18 protein-coding genes are annotated in these 19,849 nt (G+C 61.9%); 10 read left to right on the top strand and 8 right to left on the bottom strand.

Annotated features, from left to right (window positions below):
* Positions 1-90 precede the first annotated feature (90 nt).
* A complete protein-coding gene (locus PG5_RS26690) occupies positions 91-1,011 on the bottom strand; it encodes a LysR family transcriptional regulator (protein ID WP_020800188.1) in 921 nt (306 codons plus the stop codon).
* A gap of 157 nt (positions 1,012-1,168) precedes the next feature.
* Here PG5_RS26690 and PG5_RS26695 point away from each other — a divergent pair, with 157 nt between their 5' ends.
* Positions 1,169-1,651 carry a helix-turn-helix domain-containing protein gene (locus PG5_RS26695; protein WP_020800189.1) on the top strand — a complete coding sequence of 161 codons (483 nt, stop codon included), beginning with the start codon at positions 1,169-1,171 and terminating at the stop codon, positions 1,649-1,651.
* On the opposite strand, the gene PG5_RS26700 is transcribed toward PG5_RS26695, so the two are convergent.
* Both PG5_RS26700 and PG5_RS26705 read right to left on the bottom strand, forming a co-directional pair.
* A complete protein-coding gene (locus tag PG5_RS26700) occupies positions 1,641-2,465 on the bottom strand; it encodes an alpha/beta fold hydrolase (RefSeq protein WP_020800190.1) in 825 nt (274 codons plus the stop codon). The two genes, PG5_RS26695 and PG5_RS26700, sit on opposite strands and share 11 nt — an antisense overlap.
* Positions 2,466-2,497: 32 nt before the next feature.
* The gene (locus PG5_RS26705; RefSeq protein WP_020800191.1) at positions 2,498-3,073 is read right to left on the bottom strand and encodes a flavodoxin family protein; all 576 of its coding nucleotides are present in this window, start codon (positions 3,071-3,073) and stop codon (positions 2,498-2,500) included.
* A gap of 290 nt (positions 3,074-3,363) precedes the next feature.
* Here PG5_RS26705 and PG5_RS26710 point away from each other — a divergent pair, with 290 nt between their 5' ends.
* Positions 3,364-6,168: a winged helix-turn-helix domain-containing protein gene (locus tag PG5_RS26710; RefSeq protein WP_020800192.1), complete on the top strand. Its 2,805-nt coding sequence runs from the start codon at positions 3,364-3,366 to the stop codon at positions 6,166-6,168.
* Here the strand turns inward: PG5_RS26710 and PG5_RS26715 are convergent.
* Both PG5_RS26715 and PG5_RS26720 read right to left on the bottom strand, forming a co-directional pair.
* A complete protein-coding gene (locus tag PG5_RS26715) occupies positions 6,133-7,617 on the bottom strand; it encodes a winged helix-turn-helix domain-containing protein (RefSeq protein ID WP_020800193.1) in 1,485 nt (494 codons plus the stop codon). The genes PG5_RS26710 and PG5_RS26715 overlap by 36 nt on opposite strands.
* 162 nt (positions 7,618-7,779) lie before the next feature.
* Positions 7,780-8,730, bottom strand: a complete 951-nt coding sequence (locus tag PG5_RS26720; RefSeq protein WP_042955774.1) for a GlxA family transcriptional regulator — start codon at positions 8,728-8,730, stop codon at positions 7,780-7,782.
* Positions 8,731-9,020: 290 nt separating this feature from the next.
* Between PG5_RS26720 and PG5_RS26725 the strand changes: the two genes are divergently transcribed.
* Positions 9,021-9,743, top strand: coding sequence for a pirin family protein (locus PG5_RS26725; protein WP_020800196.1), 723 nt, complete (start codon positions 9,021-9,023; stop codon positions 9,741-9,743).
* Between the two features lie 37 nt (positions 9,744-9,780).
* On the opposite strand, the gene PG5_RS26730 is transcribed toward PG5_RS26725, so the two are convergent.
* The gene (locus PG5_RS26730) at positions 9,781-10,653 is read right to left on the bottom strand and encodes a LysR family transcriptional regulator (protein ID WP_042955783.1); all 873 of its coding nucleotides are present in this window, start codon (positions 10,651-10,653) and stop codon (positions 9,781-9,783) included.
* A 112-nt stretch (positions 10,654-10,765) separates the two neighbouring features.
* Here PG5_RS26730 and PG5_RS26735 point away from each other — a divergent pair, with 112 nt between their 5' ends.
* The 3 genes from PG5_RS26735 (at position 10,766) to PG5_RS26745 (ending at position 14,228) form a co-directional block, all read left to right on the top strand.
* Complete coding sequence (locus PG5_RS26735) at positions 10,766-11,980, top strand: YbfB/YjiJ family MFS transporter (RefSeq protein WP_020800198.1); 1,215 nt, start codon at positions 10,766-10,768, stop codon at positions 11,978-11,980.
* Positions 11,981-12,084: 104 nt separating this feature from the next.
* Positions 12,085-13,086: an NAD(P)H-quinone oxidoreductase gene (locus tag PG5_RS26740; RefSeq protein WP_020800199.1), complete on the top strand. Its 1,002-nt coding sequence runs from the start codon at positions 12,085-12,087 to the stop codon at positions 13,084-13,086.
* Between the two features lie 173 nt (positions 13,087-13,259).
* Positions 13,260-14,228: an alpha/beta hydrolase gene (locus PG5_RS26745; RefSeq protein ID WP_042955776.1), complete on the top strand. Its 969-nt coding sequence runs from the start codon at positions 13,260-13,262 to the stop codon at positions 14,226-14,228.
* Positions 14,229-14,231: 3 nt separating this feature from the next.
* Here PG5_RS26745 and PG5_RS26750 read toward each other — a convergent pair whose 3' ends face one another.
* Both PG5_RS26750 and PG5_RS26755 read right to left on the bottom strand, forming a co-directional pair.
* Complete coding sequence (locus tag PG5_RS26750) at positions 14,232-16,037, bottom strand: ABC transporter ATP-binding protein (RefSeq protein ID WP_020800202.1); 1,806 nt, start codon at positions 16,035-16,037, stop codon at positions 14,232-14,234.
* Positions 16,038-16,042: 5 nt separating this feature from the next.
* On the bottom strand, positions 16,043-17,083 hold the full coding sequence (locus tag PG5_RS26755; RefSeq protein WP_020800203.1) for an AraC family transcriptional regulator: 1,041 nt from the start codon (positions 17,081-17,083) through the stop codon (positions 16,043-16,045).
* 165 nt (positions 17,084-17,248) lie between these two features.
* Between PG5_RS26755 and PG5_RS26760 the strand changes: the two genes are divergently transcribed.
* The 4 genes from PG5_RS26760 to PG5_RS26775 all read left to right on the top strand — a co-directional run bounded on the left by PG5_RS26760 (position 17,249) and on the right by PG5_RS26775 (position 19,818).
* Positions 17,249-18,100 carry a 3-hydroxybutyryl-CoA dehydrogenase gene (locus PG5_RS26760; RefSeq protein ID WP_020800204.1) on the top strand — a complete coding sequence of 284 codons (852 nt, stop codon included), beginning with the start codon at positions 17,249-17,251 and terminating at the stop codon, positions 18,098-18,100.
* Positions 18,087-18,746, top strand: a complete 660-nt coding sequence (locus tag PG5_RS26765; protein ID WP_042955777.1) for a TetR/AcrR family transcriptional regulator — start codon at positions 18,087-18,089, stop codon at positions 18,744-18,746. Before PG5_RS26760 ends, PG5_RS26765 begins: the two co-directional genes overlap by 14 nt.
* A 91-nt stretch (positions 18,747-18,837) precedes the next feature.
* Positions 18,838-19,251: a VOC family protein gene (locus PG5_RS26770; protein ID WP_020800206.1), complete on the top strand. Its 414-nt coding sequence runs from the start codon at positions 18,838-18,840 to the stop codon at positions 19,249-19,251.
* Between the two features lie 138 nt (positions 19,252-19,389).
* Entirely contained in the window at positions 19,390-19,818 is a 429-nt protein-coding gene (locus PG5_RS26775; protein ID WP_020800207.1) for a hypothetical protein, read from the top strand.
* The last annotated feature ends 31 nt before the right edge of the window (positions 19,819-19,849 follow it).

The following is a 19,849-nucleotide window of genomic DNA, read 5'->3' on the forward strand; positions in this document are numbered from 1 at the left end:
CGTAAGGGCGAAACCCTAAGCGGCCGTTACCGCAGCAACGGATATGTACTCAAACAACCAGCAACCTGGTCGGCTACCAGGCCGCCAAGGTCAAGCCAGAACAGCCAAAGGCTCAGACATGAACTGACTGATGCGCGACCGCAACCAACGCTCCGCCGGATCATTGTCATGCACCCCACTCCACGCCATCGACAACTGCGCCGCCGCAATCTCGAACGGCGGATCTTCAGCGCGCAAGCCACACCCCTCAACCAACGCACAAGCTGCATAATCGGGCACCGTGGCAATCATCTCGGTCCCGGCGAGCAACGCGCGCAAACCACTGAACTGCGGAACCCCCAGCACCACTCGACGGGTACGACCAACCTTCGCCAGATCCAGATCGATATTGCCGCTCAGGTCCCCGGAAAACGAGACCATCGCATGGGGACGCGCACAATACTCATCCAGGGTCAGCGTTCCCGGTCGCTTGTCACCGCGCAGCACTTTGCAGGGAATATCGCGCAGTTTCTTGCGCTTGGCATTGGCCGGCAACTCGGTGGTGTAGCTGACGCCCACGGAAATTTCCCCCGACGCCAGCAAGGCCGGCATCAGCAGGTAATTGGCCCGGCGTACCACCACGACAATGCCCGGTGCTTCTTCCTGCAGCTTGCTCAGCAGTGGCGGGAACAACCCGAACTCGGCATCGTCCGACAGGCCAATGCGAAACACATCGCAACTGGTCGCAGGATCGAATTCCTTGGCGCGACTTACCGCGCCGGAAATGGTATCCATCGCCGGTTGCAACTCCTTGAGAATCGCCAATGCCCGCGCCGTCGGCTCCATGCTTCTACCGTTGCGCAACAGCAAAGGGTCATCGAACAGATCGCGCAACCGTCCCAGGGCCGCGCTCACGGCAGGCTGGCCCATGAACAGTTTTTCCGCGACGCGGGTCAGGTTCTTCTCGAACATCAAGGCTTCGAAAATCACCAGAAGGTTCATGTCGACACGGCGCAGATCGTTACGGTTCATAGGCACGGTTCCTTTTTGTGTTGAGCCAGGCGCGAGGCAGCGATTGTGTCTGACTTTACGCAAGAGTGCCCGTCATGGACGAGGAATTAACAACGTTTAACTCGCAACCCAGAGCCCTGGAGTTCAAGAATGAAGCCTACCGACACGGACATTCGCCATGGCTCAGTTGCAGCAAAGCGCCGCCCGCGCGGCAGTCGCACAAACACAAGGCAAAAGCACCAGCGGCCTCAGTCCGCAGCGCGAGCGGTTGGTCAAACGGCTGATCCTCGAGCGCCTCGGAGAAACCCTGCAAGTGACCGAACTGGCCCAGGCCTGTTCGCTGTCGCGCAGTCATTTTTCCCGGGCGTTCAAGTGCAGCACCGGTTGCTCACCCCAGGAATGGATCCGCCAACAACGCATCGCCCGGGCCAAGCTGCTGATCCAGCACACTGACCTGAGCCTGACGCAAATCAGCCTCGAATGCGGCTTCTGCGACCAGGCGCATTTCTGCCACATGTTCACCCGCAGTGAAGGCATCAATCCGTTTGCCTGGCGTTGCCGCACAGTACGCGCCCTTCCCGCCTCACCCGCACAAACAAACCTGCTGGAGCCGGCGATGGCGACTTCACGGACGCCATCGCCGGCATACATCAACCCTTGAGGAATGCCAGCAGATCGGCGTTGAGCTGATCCTTGTGGGTGTCTGTCAGGCCATGGGGCGCGCCAGGGTAGACCAACAGCCGCGAATTTTTCACCAATCCTGCCGACGCGATACCCGCGGCCTCGATCGGCACCACCTGATCGGCGTCGCCGTGCACCACCAGCGTCGGCACGTCGAATTTCTTCAGGTCTTCGGTGAAATCGGTTTCTGAGAATGCCTTGATGCAGTCGTAGGCGTTCTTGTGGCCGGCGGCCATGCCCTGCATCCAGAACCAGTCGATCATGCCCTGGGACGGGGTGGCGCCTGGCTGGTTAAAGCCGAAGAACGGGCCGCTGGCAAGGTCCTTGTACAGCTGCGAGCGATTCACCAGCGAAGCCTGGCGAATGCCGTCGAACACTTCGATCGGCAGGCCGCCGGGATTGGCATCGGTCTTGAGCATCAGCGGTGGCACCGAGGAAATCAGCCCGGCCTTGGCCACCCGCTCGGTGCCGTGACGACCGATGTAGCGCGCCACTTCACCGCCACCGGTGGAGAAACCGAACAGCACGACGTTGTGCAAGTCCAGGTGTTCGATCAATTGCGCCAGGTCATCGGCGTAGGTGTCCATGTCGTTGCCGAACCATGGCTGGCTGGAACGGCCATGTCCACGGCGGTCGTGGGCAATGACGCGGTAGCCCTGGGTGGCCAGGAACAACATCTGCGATTCCCAGCTGTCGGCATTGAGCGGCCAACCGTGGCTGAAGACGATCGGCTGACCGCTCCCCCAATCCTTGAAATAGATCTCGGTGCCGTCGCGGGTGGTGAACGTACTCATGGGGCGTGTTCCTTACGTGGGGTTGAGGTCAATCAATCGGATGTGCGGCGCATTCGCTCGGCCAGCCGCGCCACGCGCTCGCCCAGGTGTGCCGCGGTGCTGCGGTCCTCGGCGGGCGGTGCGAGGTCGGGGGACTGTTCGACATTCGACTGGGCCATGGCGCCCAACGAACTGCCCAGCCGGTTCATCTGGCCGTCGAACTCGCCCGTGGCGGAGCGTGCGGGCAGCAGGTCGAGGCCGACCCAGATCATCGAATGCTGGGCCGCGAAAACCGCCATCTGCAGCAGGGTGTTGAGCTTGTCGCCGCACAGGCAGCCGGAATTGGTGAAGCCGGCAGCCAGCTTGTCGCGCCAGGGTTGCGCCAGGTAAAACGCCGCCGTAGCCTCCATGAAGGCCTTGAAGGCTGCCGAAGCGCTGCCCATGTAGGTCGGGGCACCGAAAATGATCGCGTCGGCGTGGTGCAAACACGCCCAGTGTTCGTCCACGTCTTCGACGGCAATGAGTCGGCAGGAGCTACCCACGTGCCGTTGCACACCTTGGGCCACGGCTTCGGCCATGACCCGGGTGTGCCCGTAACCGCTGTGATAGACCACCACCACGTTGCTCATCTCCGGCGTCCTCCAGACATGTAGAATCCATTTAGGGTTCGCAGTCTTGGCGTAGACCGGACGCACGACGAGTTAAACGTTGTTAATTTTCCCAGGCACGCCAAAAGCCCCGGCGACCCGGGTTTAATGCATCTTCGACCAATGTTCACGGGACCGCCCGCCATTACCTGATACACGACATTCAATGCGTTTGAGCAACGGTCACTCGCGCAGTGCATTGCAAGGCGGCAAAAACCTGAGGAATATGCTCGAAAAGCGCGTCCCAGACGCATGCATACAGGAGTAAACCGTTGACCCTCGCCCCCGAACAGGCTGTGCATTTCGGCCCCTACAGGATCTACCCCGGACGACGTCTGGCGATGGAATCCGAACGGCCCCTGCGCCTGGGCCGACGTGCCATGGACATCCTGTTGATCCTTCTGGAACACGCCGGGAAGGTTGTCAGCAAGCAGGACCTGATGGCGCAAGTCTGGCCCGACAGCGTGGTGGAAGAGATCAACTTGCGAGTGCACATGGCAGCCTTGCGCAAAGCCCTTGGCGACGGTCAGGCCGGCCAGCGCTACATTGTCACCGTGGCCCAGCGTGGCTACAGTTTTGTTGCGCCGTGCGCGCTGGAGCACAGCGGGCAAGGCCTACACAGCGACGCCGGGAAATTGAGTGGCCACAACCTGCCCTTGCGCAGCACCCGTCTGATCGGTCGTCAGGTGCTGGTCGACAACCTGGTGGCGCAGCTGCCACGCCAGCGTTTCATCACCCTCGTAGGCCCCGGCGGTATCGGCAAGACCACCGTCGCCCTGCGCGTTGCCGAGCAACTGATCGGCCGTTACCGAGACGGCATCCGCCTGCTGGACCTGGCACCGATCAACGATCCAGCGATGGTCTGTGGTCACCTGGCGACAGTGCTGGAACTGTCCCTGCACGACAGCGAACCGATGAACAGCCTCGCCACGTTCCTGCGCGAACGGCATATGTTGCTGGTCATCGACAACTGCGAACACTTGATCGACAGCGTGGCATTGCTGTGTGAAAGCCTGCTGCGTGGCGCGCCGCAGGTGCATATCCTGGCCACCAGCCGCGAGAGCCTGCGAGCCGAAGGTGAATACGTGCAGCGCCTGGAATCACTGGACTGCCCTCCGCCCATTGCCGTGCTGGACCATACCCAGGCGCTGGGTTTTTCCGCACTGCAGCTGTTTGTCGAGCGGGCCATGGCCAACCACGACAGCTTTGAGCTGACCGACGCCCAATTGCCGCTGGTGATCGATATCTGCCGGCGCCTGGACGGCATTCCGCTGGCCCTGGAACTGGCGGCCGCGCAGGTCGCGAACCTTGGCCTGCAGGGTTTGCTGACGCAGTTGCAGCAAAGCTTTGGCCGACTGACCCACAGCAACCCGACGACCCTGGGCCGGCACCAGACCCTGCGCACGACGCTGGACTGGAGCTTCAACCTGCTCACTGCCTGCGAACAAACCTGCCTGCGTCGACTGGGCATCTTCCGCGGTGGCTTTACCCTTGAATCGGCGGCGGCGGTGATCGTGGGTGAACACATTGAACCGAGCGAAGTGTTTGGCTCGATCACGCAATTGGTGGCCAAGTCGCTGTTGAACGTGGACGTCGGTGACGAAGCGGTTTTCTACCGCCTGCTCGACACCACCCGCAATTATGCCCTGGAAAAACTCGAACAAAGCGCTGAATTGCCCGCCACCCGCGACCGCCACGCCCAGAGATGCCTGGTACTGATGCAGCAGGGGCAAAACGACTGGGAGCATATTCCCACCGGGCAGTGGATCGAGCGGTATGCCCGCAGCCTCGAAGACCTGCGCGCGGCGCTCGACTGGGGGCTGTCTGCGCCAGGCCCGCATGCGTTGGCGATCCGCCTGACCGCGACATCCACGCCACTGTGGCAGGAACTGTCGCTACTGAACGAGTACGGCGGTTATGTGCGCAAGGCCCTGACACTGCTCGATGCAGCGCCCGAGCCCTGTCCGCGCTTGAAAATGCTGCTGAAACTGGCTTTGGGCAGCACCTGTTACCACGCCCAGGGCGGCACTGCGCAAACCGTCGAAGCCTTCGTCAGTGCACGGGCCCTGGCCATTCACTGCAACGATGTGGCCGGTCAGTTGCGCGCCATTTCCGGGCACCTGGCCGTCAACCTCAGTTGCGGCCACTATCAAATGGCCCTGGAACAGAGCGAGCAATTCGACCGACTGGGGCTGCACAATGACGCCGCGCTGTCCTTGAGCACACATCGCCTGCGTGTGCTGACCCTGCACTTTGCCGGCGACCAGCTACGGGCGCGGATGAACGCCGAAGAGGTGATCCAGCGCATGGCCCACAGCGGTCATCTCAATCGCTTCACCCATGGGTTTGGCGTGCAATACGACCAGAGCGTCGCCGCCCTGACCATCCTGGCTCGCATCCTCTGGATTCAAGGCCACCCCGAACAAGCCTGGCGTACGGCCCGCCAGGCGCTGGACGTTGCGCTGCAGATCAACCATGGCACATCGATCTGCTACACCCTGGCCCTGTCGGGCTGCCTGATCGCCCATTACAACGGCGACAACCAAACCGCTCGCGAACTCTTGCGCCTGCTGCTGGAACAAGCGCAGAAGCACTCGGTCCTGCTGTTCTATACCTGGGCTCGACACTATGCGCAGGTCATCGACGGTGCAGACGCCCAGGCGTCATCTCGTCCGGGTGCGGGTTTGATCAAGGAAATCATGGTCACCCTCGACAGCGGCCTGGTCGATGACGATTTGCTGCAACGCGCCGAAACCGGCGCGGCAGGCTGGAGCACCGCGGAGATTCTGCGGGCCAGGGCCAATGCGCTGCTGGCGGCCGATTGCCCGGTAAAAAACTGTACCGCCGAGACCCTGTTGATCAAGGCGCTCAACATAGCAAAAGCCCAGGGTGCCCTGGCCTGGGAGCTGCGTAGCGCCACCTCGCTGGCGCGGCTTTGGCAACGCCAGGGCCGCTACCGACAAGCCCGGGACTTGCTGTCGCCGGTCTACCAGCGGTTTACCGAAGGCCATGCCACCCCCGACCTGGTCGCTGTACAACGGTTACTCGCAGAGTTGCAGGGCCACGTGCCTGGCTGATGGTCGGCGGCTGTGACTGACGTAGCCGGCGTAGCGCATTTCGTAGGTGCGCAAGGCCCCGCTCTGTTCGAGTTTTTCCAGGGCATAGCAGCGGGTCGTATTGAGCAAGCGATAACGGGTCACACCGCGGACTTGCTCCAGCGACACCAACGATTTGAGCGCCAGGCTCTCCATGATGCTGGCCAGACTCGACGGCGGCAGCATTGCGCAACTGATCACCTCCAGCGCTGCGTCGTCAGTAAACGCCGACTTGAACACCGCCAGACGCTGCAACACGGTTTGCTCCATCGGTGCCAGCCGCTCATAGCTCCAGTCCAGGGCCGCTTTCAGGGTCTGGTGCCGCGGGACTGCCGTGCGTCGCCCCTGGGTCAGCATCTGAAAGCAGTTATCCAGTTGCGCCTGCAGTCCCACCAGCGCCAGCGCATCGATCTGCGCGGCGGCAAGCTCGATGGCCAAGGGCAAACCATCGAGTCGCCGACAGATTTCGCGCACAGCCTTGAGGTCCTGCTCGCGCAGGGCAAATCCTTGCTGGCGAGCTCGGGCGCGGCTGACGAACAGCTGCACCGCCGAATAGCTCATGACCTCATCGAGACTGCACAATGCCGACGCAGGGGGTACCAACAGCGGCGGTAAAGGCAGGAGCACTTCGTCGGTGACCCGCAGCGGTTCACGACTGGTGACCAGGATCGACAGCCGAGGTGCCGACGTCAGCAACGTCTCGACCAGCGTCCGGCAGCCTTCCAGCAGGTGTTCGCAATTGTCCAGGACCAGCAATGCATGCCAGCGCCCCAGTGCGTCCACGTCCGCGCCGATGCCCAGCGGCAAGGTGCGCGTCAGATGCTCGACCAGTTGCGCCGGGTCATCGATCAGCGCCAGATCCACCCGCCACACGCCATCGCGATAGTGCTGCAACAGCAATTCAGCGACACGCAGCGCAACGGTGGTCTTGCCGATGCCACAGGGCCCGACCAGTGTCATGCAACGGCGCACCGGCAACTGGCGCACCAGACTGCCGACAACTGCGTCGCGACCAGTAATGGGCGTAAGCCGTGCTGGCAAATTGTGCGCCGGGCTCGCAAAGGCGTCGCAGGGCAATGGAGTCACCTCCAGCGCCTGTCGCACCGGCGCGACAAAGCTGTAGCCACGCTCAGGAATCGTGGCGATGTAGCAATGCCCGTCCTGTCCGTCACGAAAAACCCGACGCAGCGCCGCAATGTGCACGCGCAAGTTGATTTCCTCGACCACCGACCTTGGCCAGACCCGGGCAATCAGTTCGTCTTTGCTGACCACCGAGCCTGCACGCTCGACCAGCACCTGCAAGATATCCAACGCGCGCCCGCCCAGGCGCAACGGCTGATCACCCTCCAGGACCAGTCGCTGCTGGAGGTGGAACGCGTAGGGACCGAAGTGCAACACCGTGTCGCTGGTTACGTTTGTAAGGCTGTTCATCCACTGTCACCCGCTGGAAAACTGCTCGGCACGCGCAACCATCCAGGCGCTGCGTACCTTCATTGCAATGAGCTCAGCGGTATCTTGGCAGGCCCAGGTGACGGTACAACAGCCACGGGGGGAGCGTCACGGCCATTAGGGTGCGCACGACGGACAAGGGCGCTAGCTGAATTGCTCGCGATACTGGGTCGGGGTCAGGCCAAGCTTTTCACTGAACAGGAAACGCATGTGCCGCACGCTGCCGAATCCACTTTTGAACGCTACCGTCTTGAGCGGCAAGTCACCGGATTCCAGCAGGCTCCTGGCGCAGTCGATACGTGCGCTTTGCAGAAACTCCATGGGTGTCATGCTCACTTCCCGGGCGAAGACCCTGGCGAAATGCCGCGGGCTCATATTCGCGAGGCCGGCCATGCGCTCAATGCTGAAAGTTTCGTCCAGATGTTCGAGCACATGGTTCTGCACCCGGGTAATCGCCGTTTCGTGCGGAGCCACTGCCGCCATCAACGGGCTGAACTGCGCCTGGCCACCCTGGCGCTTCATGACCACCAACAACACCTTGGCCACATCCTGGGCGACCTTCTTGCCATGGTCTTGGGCGACCACCGCCAGCGCCAGGTCAATGCCGGCGGTGACGCCGCCGGAAGTGATGAGGTTGCGGTCCTGGACATAAATCTGGTCGGTCTCGACCGTCGCCTTGGGGAATGCCTTGATCAACCGGTCGGTGTAATGCCAGTGGGTGGTCACGCGATAGCCGTCGAGCAAACAGGCGTGTCCCAGCACAAACGCCCCGGTACAGATCGAACCATAGGTTTTCGATCGACTGACGTTGTGCTTGAGCCACTCGAGCAAGGGCGGATATTTTTGGTTGTAGGCACCAGGCCCACCGGGCACCAGCAGCAAATCGAAGCCATCACAGGCCTGATCGACAGGCAAGTCTGCCTGCACCTTCACGCCATTGGACGCCCTCAAGGCGCCGGGCTCGGTGCCAAGGGTCGTCAGCACATAGTGGTCATCGGGTTTCAGATAACGATTGGCAATGGAAAACACCTCCATGGGCCCGGCCATGTCGAGCAGGAGAAAGTCGGGAAACAGCACCATTGCTACGGTTTTCATGGGTTCAACATCACTGGAAAAAAAGGATATGTACTGCGCACAAGCACTTGTCGAAGCGGGCTTGCTCCGGGCAGCGTTCCGACGAATGCGGTTTGTCAGTCACCAAAATTGTTGAATGTAACACCGCATTCGCGAGCAAGCCCGCTCCCACAGGGTACCGCGCCCTCAGGCGCATTATTGTCAATCTGAAAGAGACAGTATTTCAATTTTCAGCTACTTATTGCATCAATCGATAAACATTAACCTTCTCCTCACTCGGACGAATTGACGTCCCCACAGGAGATTTCATCATGCTGACCCTTCGCAAAGCATCGGATCGTGGCCTGGCTAATCACGGTTGGCTGAAGTCGTTCCATACCTTTTCCTTCGCCAGCTATCGCAACCCGAAAGAACAGGGTTTTTCCGACCTGCTGGTGATCAACGATGACCGCGTGGCAGCCGGCAAGGGTTTCGGCCAGCATCCGCACCGCGACATGGAGATTTTCTCCTACGTGCTCGAGGGTGCGCTGGAACATAAGGATACCTTGGGCACTGGCTCGGTGATCCGTCCCGGCGACGTACAGTTGATGAGTGCCGGCAGCGGCGTGGCGCACAGCGAGTACAACCACTCGGACTCGCGGCCCGTGCACTTCCTGCAAATCTGGATCGTCCCTGACGTCAGCGGAGCCAAACCGCGCTATCAGCAAGAACACTTCAGCACGCAGAAGAAACGCGGTCGCCTGCAATTGATTATCTCCCCCGATGGCGCCCAGGGCTCGCTGAAAGTGCGCCAGGATGCGCGAGTGTATGCCGGCCTGATCGATGGCAAGGAAACTGCGACTCTGGAACTGGCCGCCAATCGCTACGCCTACGTGCATGTGGCTCGCGGTCGCGTCGAACTCAACGGCGTGCCGATGCAGGCAGGCGACGGTGTGCGGGTTCGCGAGGAACAGTTGCTGACCTTGAGCAATGGGGTGGATGCCGAGGTGCTGGTGTTCGACTTGCGCCCGCAAGAACTGCCAGAAATGCCATAACAGGCCTACACCAGCCCCTGTAGGAGCGAGCATGCTCCTACAGGTTCCCGGAAAAACCTTCGACAATCTCATCAATCACCGCACGGACCCTCGCGGTATGCCGAAGGTCCGCGTGGGTCACCAGCCACACGTCATACGGCAACGGCCGCGTGCGCTCCGGCCACAGTCGGACCAGCCCATCCTTCTCCCCCACATACACGGGAATCTCCCCGATCCCGATGCCTGCGGCAATCGAACGCCGCACCAGCAGGCTGGAACTCAGGCTCGCGGCAATCCGCCCGCGCACTACGGGTTCGTTGACCAGTGTCATGTCCTTGCCACCTTGCAAATACGGCTGGTAAACCACCAGGTCATGCCCTTCGAATGCCGATCCTGGCTCGGGAATACCGTGGGCATCCACGTAGGCTTGCGAGGCGAACAGGCCCACCGGCCAACGGGCGATTCGCCGGGCTATGAGGTCCGGGTTGTCCGGCCGGGTATTGCGCACGGCGATATCGGCTTCGCGTTTGGCCAGGCTGAGGATTTGTGTCGAGGCGTCCAGTTGCACCCGCACGTCGGGGTGACGTTGATGCAGGCGGGCGACGGCCGGGATCAGGAAGTCGATGGCCAGGGAGTCGGTGGTGGTCACCCTCACAATGCCCGTCAGCCGGTCGTCGAGGCCCTGGATGCGCCGCTGCAGTTCCAGAGCCGAATGCTCCATTTTCTCAACCGCGCGCATCGCCGCTTCGCCCACGGCTGTCAGCGCATACCCATCGCTGGTGCGCAGGAACAACGTGGCGTTCAATGATTTTTCCAGCGCAGTGATGCGCCGCCCCACCGTGGCCTGATCGACACCCAATACCCGCGCGGCACCGCGCAGTGTTGATTCGCGGCAGACCGCGAGAAACACCCGTGCGTCATCCCAATTCATCAGGTTCTCCATCAGATGCATTTACGCATCACCATAACGCGAAATCGCTGCATTAGTGCATCACAGAAGTTGGTTAAGCTGATCACCAGTAAAAATCTGCAGGAGAGCGTTTATGCTCACTCCCTCGAACACCCCACGCAATGCATTCTGGCTACCGATCCTTGCCGGCCTGTGCGCCAGCCTGGTCAGCATTGGCCTGGCACGTTTTGCCTATACGCCGTTGATTCCCTCGCTGATCCAGGCCCATTGGTTTTCCGCCAGCGACGTGGTGTACCTCGGTGCCGCCAACCTGGTGGGCTACCTGATCGGTGCACTGATCGGCCAGCCGCTGGCACGTCGCACGTCCAACAAAAGCGCACTGCGGCTGATGATGCTGGCGGTCACACTGTCGTTCTTCGCCTGTGCGTTCCCCTTGTCGGTGAGCTGGTTTTTCGGCTGGCGTTTACTCTCGGGTGTCGCCGGCGGCGCGATCATGGTGCTGGTGGCGTCGACGGTGTTGCCGCATGTGCCCGCCTCGCGCAGAGGCCTGGCCAGTGGCGCGATCTTTCTCGGCATAGGGCTGGGCATTGCCGGTTCGGGAACGATCGTTCCGCCGTTGCTGAGCCTGGGCCTGCAGCAAACCTGGCTCGGCCTCGGTTTGCTGGCACTGATCCTGACCGCCATCAGCTGGTTTGGGTGGCCGGCGGTCGCACACCAGGCAATGACGACAGAGACGCACCATGGCGCGCCGACCCGCACCCACCCGGGTGTCTACCTGCTGTTTGCCCAATACGCACTCATGGCGGCGGGGCTGGTGCCGGCCATGGTGTTCCTGGTGGATTACGTGGCTCGCGGCCTCGGCGCCGGGCAACATGTCGGCGCACTGATCTGGGTGATGTACGGCCTCGGCGCGATTGTCGGGCCGGTGAGCTATGGTTTTCTTGCGGATCAGTTGGGCGCCAAGCGCAGTATCCGCATGGTGTTGCTGGTGCAGGCGATTGCCGTGGCTGCGCTGTCGGTATCCAGCGCCTTCGCCTCATTGGCCGTGCTGGCGCTGATCCTCGGATCATTCCCCCCAGGCATCGTGCCGCTGGCACTGGCACGGGTTCACGAACTGGTCCCTGGGCATCATCAGCAACAGGTGGTCTGGAGTCGCGCCACTGTGTCCTTCGCCACCTTCCAGGCCATTTCCGGCTTTGCTTATTCGGCCCTGTTCAATGCCAGCGGCGGCCATCATGGGCTGATGTTCGAAATTGCGGCCGGAGCCATTGTGATGGCGTTGTTGCTGGAGTTGGCGGTGCGCTTGATGAATCGACCTGACCCTGTTGTTCAGGCCAGTTGCCCATGAAGGTCAAAAGATCGCAGCCTGCGGCAGCTCCTACAGGTGTCTGCATTCCCATGTAGGAGCTGCCGCAGGCTGCGATCTTTTGATTTTCCACACAGGTATATGCAATGAATTTGCCTAAAGACATGACCTTGATTGAAATCCCCCAACCGGGTGGCCCCGAAGTCCTGCAACCGCGCCAGGTACCCTTGCCCACGGCGGGCGTCGGTGAAGTGCTGATCCGCGTGCACGCCGCCGGGGTCAATCGCCCCGACGTGATCCAGCGCGCCGGCAAGTACCCGATGAAACCCGGCATGAACCCGATCCCGGGACTGGAAGTGGCCGGTGAAGTGGTCGCCGTTGGCGCGCAAGTCAGTGATTTTATCGTCGGCGACAAGGTCTGTGCGCTGACCAATGGTGGCGGCTATGCGCAGTACTGCGTGGTCCCGGCCAGCCAGGCCCTGCCGATACCCGAAGGCATGGACTGGGTGCACGCGGCGGCGGTCCCGGAGACCTTCTTTACGGTGTGGGCCAATCTGTTCGACATGGGCGGCGCCAGCAAAGGCCAGCGCGCGTTGATCCACGGCGGCACCAGCGGCATCGGCACCACCGCGCTGATGTTGTGCCGCGAGTTCGGCATCAAGGCATTCGCCACGGCGGGCAGTGAGGAAAAGTGTGCGGTAATCCGCCAATTGGGCGCCGAAGCGATCAACTATCGCGATCAGGACTTCGTCCAGGTCATTGCGGAAAAAACCGCCGGCAAAGGCGTCAATGTCATCCTCGACATCATGGGCGGCTCGTACCTGAACCAGAATATCGCGGCATTGGGCATGGAAGGTCGACTGGTGATGCTGGGCTTCCTCGGCGGTGCCTTCGGCAAGGATGTCGATTTGCTGGCGATCATGGCCAAGCGCGCCGTGGTCACCGGTTCGCTGTTGCGTTCGCGCACCCGGGAAGAAAAAGCCTCGATCGCCGAACAGCTGCGCGAATATGTTTGGCCGGTACTTGCGGCCGGGCGTTGCCTGCCGATGATCGACCAGGTTTACGCGCTCACCGAGGCGGCACAAGCCCATACGCGGATGGAAGCCGGCGACCACATCGGCAAAATCGTGCTGCGCGTGGACCTGTAGGAGCCGGCTTGCTGGCGATGGCGGTGTGTCAGACAGCATCAATGTCGACTGTGCCATCGCCTTCGTCGGAACGCCGCCTGGAGCAACCCCGCTCCCACAAGTCGCAGTTTTCCCCACCCCGCGCGCGCATCTGTTAAAACGCGCACTTCATGTCCATACCGGTGAACCACCCGATGACCACTGCCCTCCTCACTCGCCTGCGCCTGCGCTGGCTGCCGCTGCTGTGCATGGCCGCGCTGGTCGTCGGCCTGCCCGTGGGTTGCGGCGCACTCAAGTACAAAGAGCGCGAGTTGCTGTTTCGCATTGAACCGGGCACGGCCCGCTGGTATCGCGGTTTGCCTGGGGACGTGCAGGAATTCGACATCAAGCCCGTCGAGTTCAAGGCCGGGCAAAACCTGCATGCCTGGTGGTGGCCGGCCGCGCGCCGTGACGCGCCATCGATTCTCTACCTGCACGGCGTACGCTGGAACCTGACCGGCCAGGCCTTTCGCATCGAGCAGTTGCGAGCCATGGGCTACTCGGTGCTGGCGATCGACTATCGCGGATTCGGACAGAGCCAGGGCGACCTGCCGTCGGAAGCCAGCGTTTACGAAGATGCCCGGGCCGCCTGGGATCGTTTCACCGCGATGCAACCGGATGCCAGCAAGCGCTTGATCTACGGCCACTCCCTGGGTGGCGCGGTGGCCATCGACCTGGCGGCAGACCTGACCGCCCAGGCGAAAAAGGCAAAACGCCCGGTCCCGGTGCGCGGCCTGGTGATCGAGTCCACCTTCACCTCCCTGGGCGATGCCGTCACTGAAGTCGCGGGCAACAACCTGCCGGTGAACTGGTTGCCGGTGCGCTGGTTGCTGTCGCAGAAGTTCGACTCCATCGACAAGATCGTCGACATCGACATGCCGTTGCTGGTGGTCCATGGCCTGGCCGATCAGTTCATGCCGTCGCGGTTCAGTCAGCAGTTGTTCAATGCGGCCAATGAACCCAAGCGCTTGTTGCTGATACCCGGCGGCACGCACAACAACAGCATGAGCCTGGGCGGCAGCCAGTATCGCCAGGCGCTCGAAGGCCTGATGCGGGCAAAACCGCAGATAGCCGGGGCTAAGGGTTCACGGGGCATGGTGTCACGGGGTGCCCAGGATTCCTGAGTGTTATCGATAACCCCGGGCCTGCAGGTCGAACAGCTGCGCATAACGCCCCCCGGCCGTGACCAGCGTGGCATGATCGCCACGTTCAAGGATGCTGCCCTGATCCAGCACGATGATGTGATCGGCGTTGCGCACGCTGGAAAAACGGTGGGAAATCAGCAGGGTCATGCGACCTTGGGTGTGCTGGCTGAAATGCTCGAACACCGCCGCTTCCGCCGCCGGATCGAGTGCCGAGGTCGGCTCGTCGAGGATCAGGATATCGGCATCGCGGCGCATGTAGGCGCGCGACAGGGCGATTTTCTGCCATTGCCCACCAGACAGCTCCAGCCCTCCGGCAAACCAGCGCCCCAGTTGCGTGGCATAGCCGCGATCGAGGCGCTCGATGAACGGCGCAGCCATGCCTTCGGCGGCGGCTTGCTGCCAGCGCTGCTCATCCTTGAACGCCAACGTGTCGCCCACGCCGATGTTCTCGCCGACGGAAAACTGGTAGCGGATGTAGTCCTGGAAGATCACCCCAATCCGCCGGCGTAGCGCGTCTTCCTCCCAGGCTTGCAGATCGCTGCCATCCAGCAGGATGCGTCCTTGATCGGGCCGATACAGCCGGGTCAACAGTTTGATCAGCGTGGTCTTGCCCGAACCGTTCTCCCCCACCAGCGCCACACTGTGCCCCGGCACCAGATGCAGGTCGATGCCTGTCAGCGCGGCGCGACTGGCCCCCGGGTAACGAAAGCCGACGTTCTCGAAGCGCAGGCCGTCGCCAGGCACCGCGCCCACGGTCAGATGACCGGTGTCGGCAACCACGGGTTCGGCCAGGTATTCGTAGAGGCTCGACAGGTAGAGGCCATCCTCGTACAAACCACTGATGGCGCTCAGGCTGCTGCTCACCGCCGCCTGTCCTTGCTTGAACAACACCAGGTACATGGTCATCTGGCCGAGGCTGATACTGCCGTGGACCGCGTCGACCACCACCCAGGCATAGGCCAGGTAGAACGCCGCGGTGCCCAGCAGGCCGAGAGCAAATCCCCAGCCATCGCGACGCAGGGTCAGCCGCCGGTCCTCGGCGTAAAGCCTGGCAAAGGTGTCGCGGTAACGCTGCAACAGCAGCGGCGCGAAACCGAACAGCTTGACCTCCTTGATGTAGCCCTCATGGGAAAGCAACGTCTCGATGTAGTTCTGCTGCCGGCTCTCCGGTGCGCGGCGGGTAAACAGGCGAAAGGCATCGCCGGAAAAGTGCGCCTCGGCAAAAAATACCGGCAACGCACCGACCACCAGCAACACCAGGGCCCAAGGTGAAAAATGCACCAGCAACACACCGAAGCTGATCAGCACGATCAGGTTCTGGATCAGCCCCAGCGACTTCATCACCAACGCCAACGGCCGGGTCGAGGCTTCGCGCCGAACCCGCACCAGCTTGTCGTAGAACTCCGAATTCTCGAATTGCACCAGCGATAACGTCTGGGCCTTTTCCAGAATCATCGTGTTGACCTTCTGCCCCAGCTGCACCCGCAACAGCGACTGCTGTACCGACAGCGCCCGCTGGGTGGCGGACAGCAAGGCCAGCACACCCGCTTCCAACAGCACGTAGCGCAGCACCGGCCACAACGGCGCACTGCCCTGCTGCGCGTGCAATTGCATGGCGAAGACCACGGCGTCGACAATGCGCTGGCCCAGCCATGCCGCCAGCGCCGGAAGTACACCGGCGACCAGCGTTGCCAGCACCAGCCCCAGAAACAGCCCCCGGGATGTACCCCAGACAAGGAGCAAGGCACGGCGTGCCTGGTCGAGAAGCGAGGTGACACGGTCAAACATCGGGCTCACCTGTCAGACTCCGCCGAGGTTTCGAGCCGCCCCTCCTGAAACCGCGCCCGATACCGCCCCGGGCTCTCTCCCGTCCACTTCTTGAAGGCCCGGTGAAATGCACTCGGCTCCTGGAAACCCAGTTGTTCGGCGATATCGCCGATACTGGCCTGGCTCCCGCGCAACTGTTCGAACGCCACCGCGCGTCGCACTTCGTCCTTGATCTCCTGATAGGAACAGCCTTCGCGTTCGAGTTTTCGGCGAAAGGTGCTGGGGCTCAGGTGTTGTTCGAGGGCAAAGGCCTGCAGGGTCGGCCATTGGCTGTAATGGCTGTTGCGCAAGCGCTGGTGTACCTGCGACGCCAGGCCGTGCTGGTTGCGAAAGCGGATCACCAGCCATTGTGGCGCGGTGCGCAAGAACACTTTGAGCGACGCCAGGTCCTGGACCACCGGCAGGCGCAGGTAATGACTGGCGAACTCGATTTCGGTGCGCTCGGCACCAAAGGTCAGGTTCGGCCCCCAGAGCAAACGGTCATCGCTGAGTGACAGGCGCGCATGGCGAAAGTCCGCGCGGTCGATCGGGATGCGCCTCCCACCCAGCCAGCAGAGCAGGCTGATCATCAACACCAGGAACGTCTCTTCGCCGAATCGGCTGACGTCTTCGTTGGCCGCCTGGCTGTCCAGACTGATGACCGCCCGCTTGCCGCGCACGGTCAGCGTGCCGCGAAAATCCCGGAGGAACAGGGCGAAGTTGGCCAGGCACTGGCGCATGGCCTTGTGCAGGTCCGGCTCCTGGATCAAGGCGCGACAAATCAGGGCGAATGCGCCCGGCGGCATGCCATGGGAATCGAGCCCGAAGAACTCGTCATTCAGCTCGCGGATCTGAATCAGCCACAACGCCGCAAAGGCATTGGCCGACACCCGCGAGGTGGGGTCCTGCATCAGCGCCGGATCGATACCGGCCTGTTCCAGCACAGCCCGCACTCGCTGTGGATCGTCCCCCAGCCCGTGGATCATCGCCTGCACGAAGTAGGCGGCTACCGAGTCCTTTTCCCGCATGCGAACGCTTCGCTCCCCATCACCCGAAATGGCAAAAAACATCAGTGCCGTTGAACAGTTTCGGCATAGGCCAACCACTGCGCCGGCTCTAGACTCGCGGCAATAGTACGCTTTCGGCCATCACGACGGCCAAGGTATCGCAAGGTTTATCGAAAGGACGGCAACATGAATCTGCAAAACATTGGGGTGATCGGCGCCGGCACCATGGGCAATGGTATCGCTCAGGTCTGCGCCCTGGCCGGTTTCAACGTGACCCTGCTGGACATCAGCGAGGTTGCCTTGCAAAAAGCCCTCGCCACCGTCGGCAAGAACCTTGACCGGCAAGTCGCCAAGGAAACCCTGAGCGTCGAGCAAAAAAACGCCGCCCTCGACAAGATCCGCACCAGCACCGACTACAGCAGCCTGCACGATGCGCAACTGGTGATCGAAGCCGCCACCGAGAACCTCGACCTGAAACTGCGGGTGCTGCAACAGATTGCCGCGCAGGTCAGCGCCGAGTGCGTGATCGCCTCCAACACTTCGTCGCTGTCGATCACCCAGCTGGCGGCCAGTGTCAGCCAGCCTGAACGCTTCATCGGCTTGCACTTCTTCAACCCGGTGCCGGTGATGGGCCTGATCGAAGTCATTCGCGGCCTGCAAACCAGCGATGCCACCCACACCCTGGCGCTGGACATGGCGACCCGCCTGGGCAAAACCGCAATCACCGCCGGCAACCGCCCGGGGTTCGTGGTCAACCGGATCCTGGTGCCGATGATCAACGAAGCGATCCTGGTACTGCAGGAAGGCCTGGCCAGCGCCGAGGACATCGACGCCGGCATGCGCCTGGGTTGCAACCAGCCTATCGGCCCGCTGGCCCTGGCGGACCTGATCGGCCTGGATACGCTGCTGGCGATCATGCAAGCCTTCTACGAGGGCTTCAACGACAGCAAATACCGCCCGGCGCCATTGCTCAAGGAAATGGTCGCCGCCGGTTACCTGGGACGCAAGACGGGGCGCGGCTTCCATGCCTATGCCTGAGCGTTGCTCGCGTTTCGCCGAATACCGGGACAAGGTGCTGGAGCTGTTCGCCAGCAAGGGTTTCGGTCAGGTGGGCATGCGCGAGCTCGCGACGTGCCTGGGGCTTTCCCCGGGCTCGCTGTATCACCATTACCCGAGCAAACAGCACCTGTTGCTGGATTTGATCGAAGAGTTCTACGAAGAGCTGCTGGCCACGCTGGGGCGCATCAAGCAACAGGCGCCGGCCAAGCGCGACCGACTCAACAGCCTGATTCGCGCGCACCTGAATTTACATCGCGACTTGCCCTGGCATTATCGCCTGGTGGAGCGCGACAGCAGTTGCCTGAACGAAGAGCAGCAGGCTCGGGTGCAAAAATTGCGCGAGCAATACGAGCGCCAGTTGATGGTCCTGCTCGGCGCTCGTTCGAGGTTCAGTGAATCAGGTCTCCTGGCGGCCGGCCATGCCATCGCCGCCCTGCTTAACAGCGCACCCAGCTGGCTGACCGCCCATTCGCTGGACGAAAGCGAGCACGATGAACTGCTGGAGAACCTGGTCGGCGGTGCCATCGAGCGCGTGCTCGCGCCGAGGCGCACGAGCGAGGCTATAAGCCTGGCGCGCCCTATCGAGAAAATATCTAAAAATACCCAGGCTGCCTCCGCGTTTTAGCGCTTTGCTTGCCCAGTCGATGCCATCGGAATTCGCGCTTGCACCCAGCGTCCAATTCGATGTGTACCTTCCACTGACCGGGAGCGCAATCATGAAAATCAATCCCTACCTGATCTTCAACGGCGACTGCAAAGCCGCATTCACCTTCTATGGCGAAAGTCTCAAGGGCCAGCTCGAAGCCATGCTGACCTTCGGCGAAACACCTGCCGCCGAGCACGTCCCCAAGGATCTGCACAACCTGATCATCCACACCCGGCTGGCCGTGGGGGACCAGGCGATCATGGGCTCGGACACCACTCCCGATCGCCCCACCGATGAGATGAGCGGTTGTTCGATTTCGCTGAATGTCGACAGCATCCAGGAGGCTGAACAGGTGTTTTCAGCCCTGTCCGAAGGTGGCAAGGTGCAAATGCCGCTCGAGGCCACCTTCTGGGCCGCGCGTTTTGGCATGTTGGTCGATCGCTTTGGCGTGTCGTGGATGATCAACTGCGAAAAGGACCAGTAACAGGATCGCGCACAGCGCCGCTGCTCAAGTCTTCGAGCAGCTCCGGCCTGGAACGGTCGGGCACTCTGGCAACTCCCGGGCCGTCTGCTACCGTCAACAAGCCACCCGTGTGACAGCGGCCCTTCGGAGGAAACCACCATGCACACCCATGACCCGTCATGGTCCACCCGTCTAAAACTGTCGCTGCTGGCAGGAGGGCTCGCCGCCGCCCTGCTGGCACTCAGCGGTTGCGCGACAGTCGATGCCCAGACCACCGCCTACGTTGGCGTGGAACATCCCGCACCGACACTGCCCAGTGAAATCGTCGTATTGCGCTCCGAGCCCCTGCGCCCACACGTTCGGCTGGGCGAAATATTGATCGACGCCAGTGTTGACCCGGCCCCGCCCATTACCGAGGTCGAGCAGAAACTGCGCGAAGAAGCCGCCAAGCTCGGTGGCGATGCCGTGGTGGTGGTCTATGACCATATCCAGCCGGTAGGTGCCTATCTCAACGGGCCGCTATGGGCTCGCGACGTACATACCGTCAATGGCCGCAAACTCAAAGGGATCGTGATCAAGTACAAGTGAACAGCAGGTTTTTTCGCTGAAATTGACAACG

Origin of the sequence: Pseudomonas sp. G5(2012) (assembly GCF_000408945.1) — a bacterium.
In the GTDB taxonomy this organism is placed as follows: domain Bacteria; phylum Pseudomonadota; class Gammaproteobacteria; order Pseudomonadales; family Pseudomonadaceae; genus Aquipseudomonas; species Aquipseudomonas umsongensis.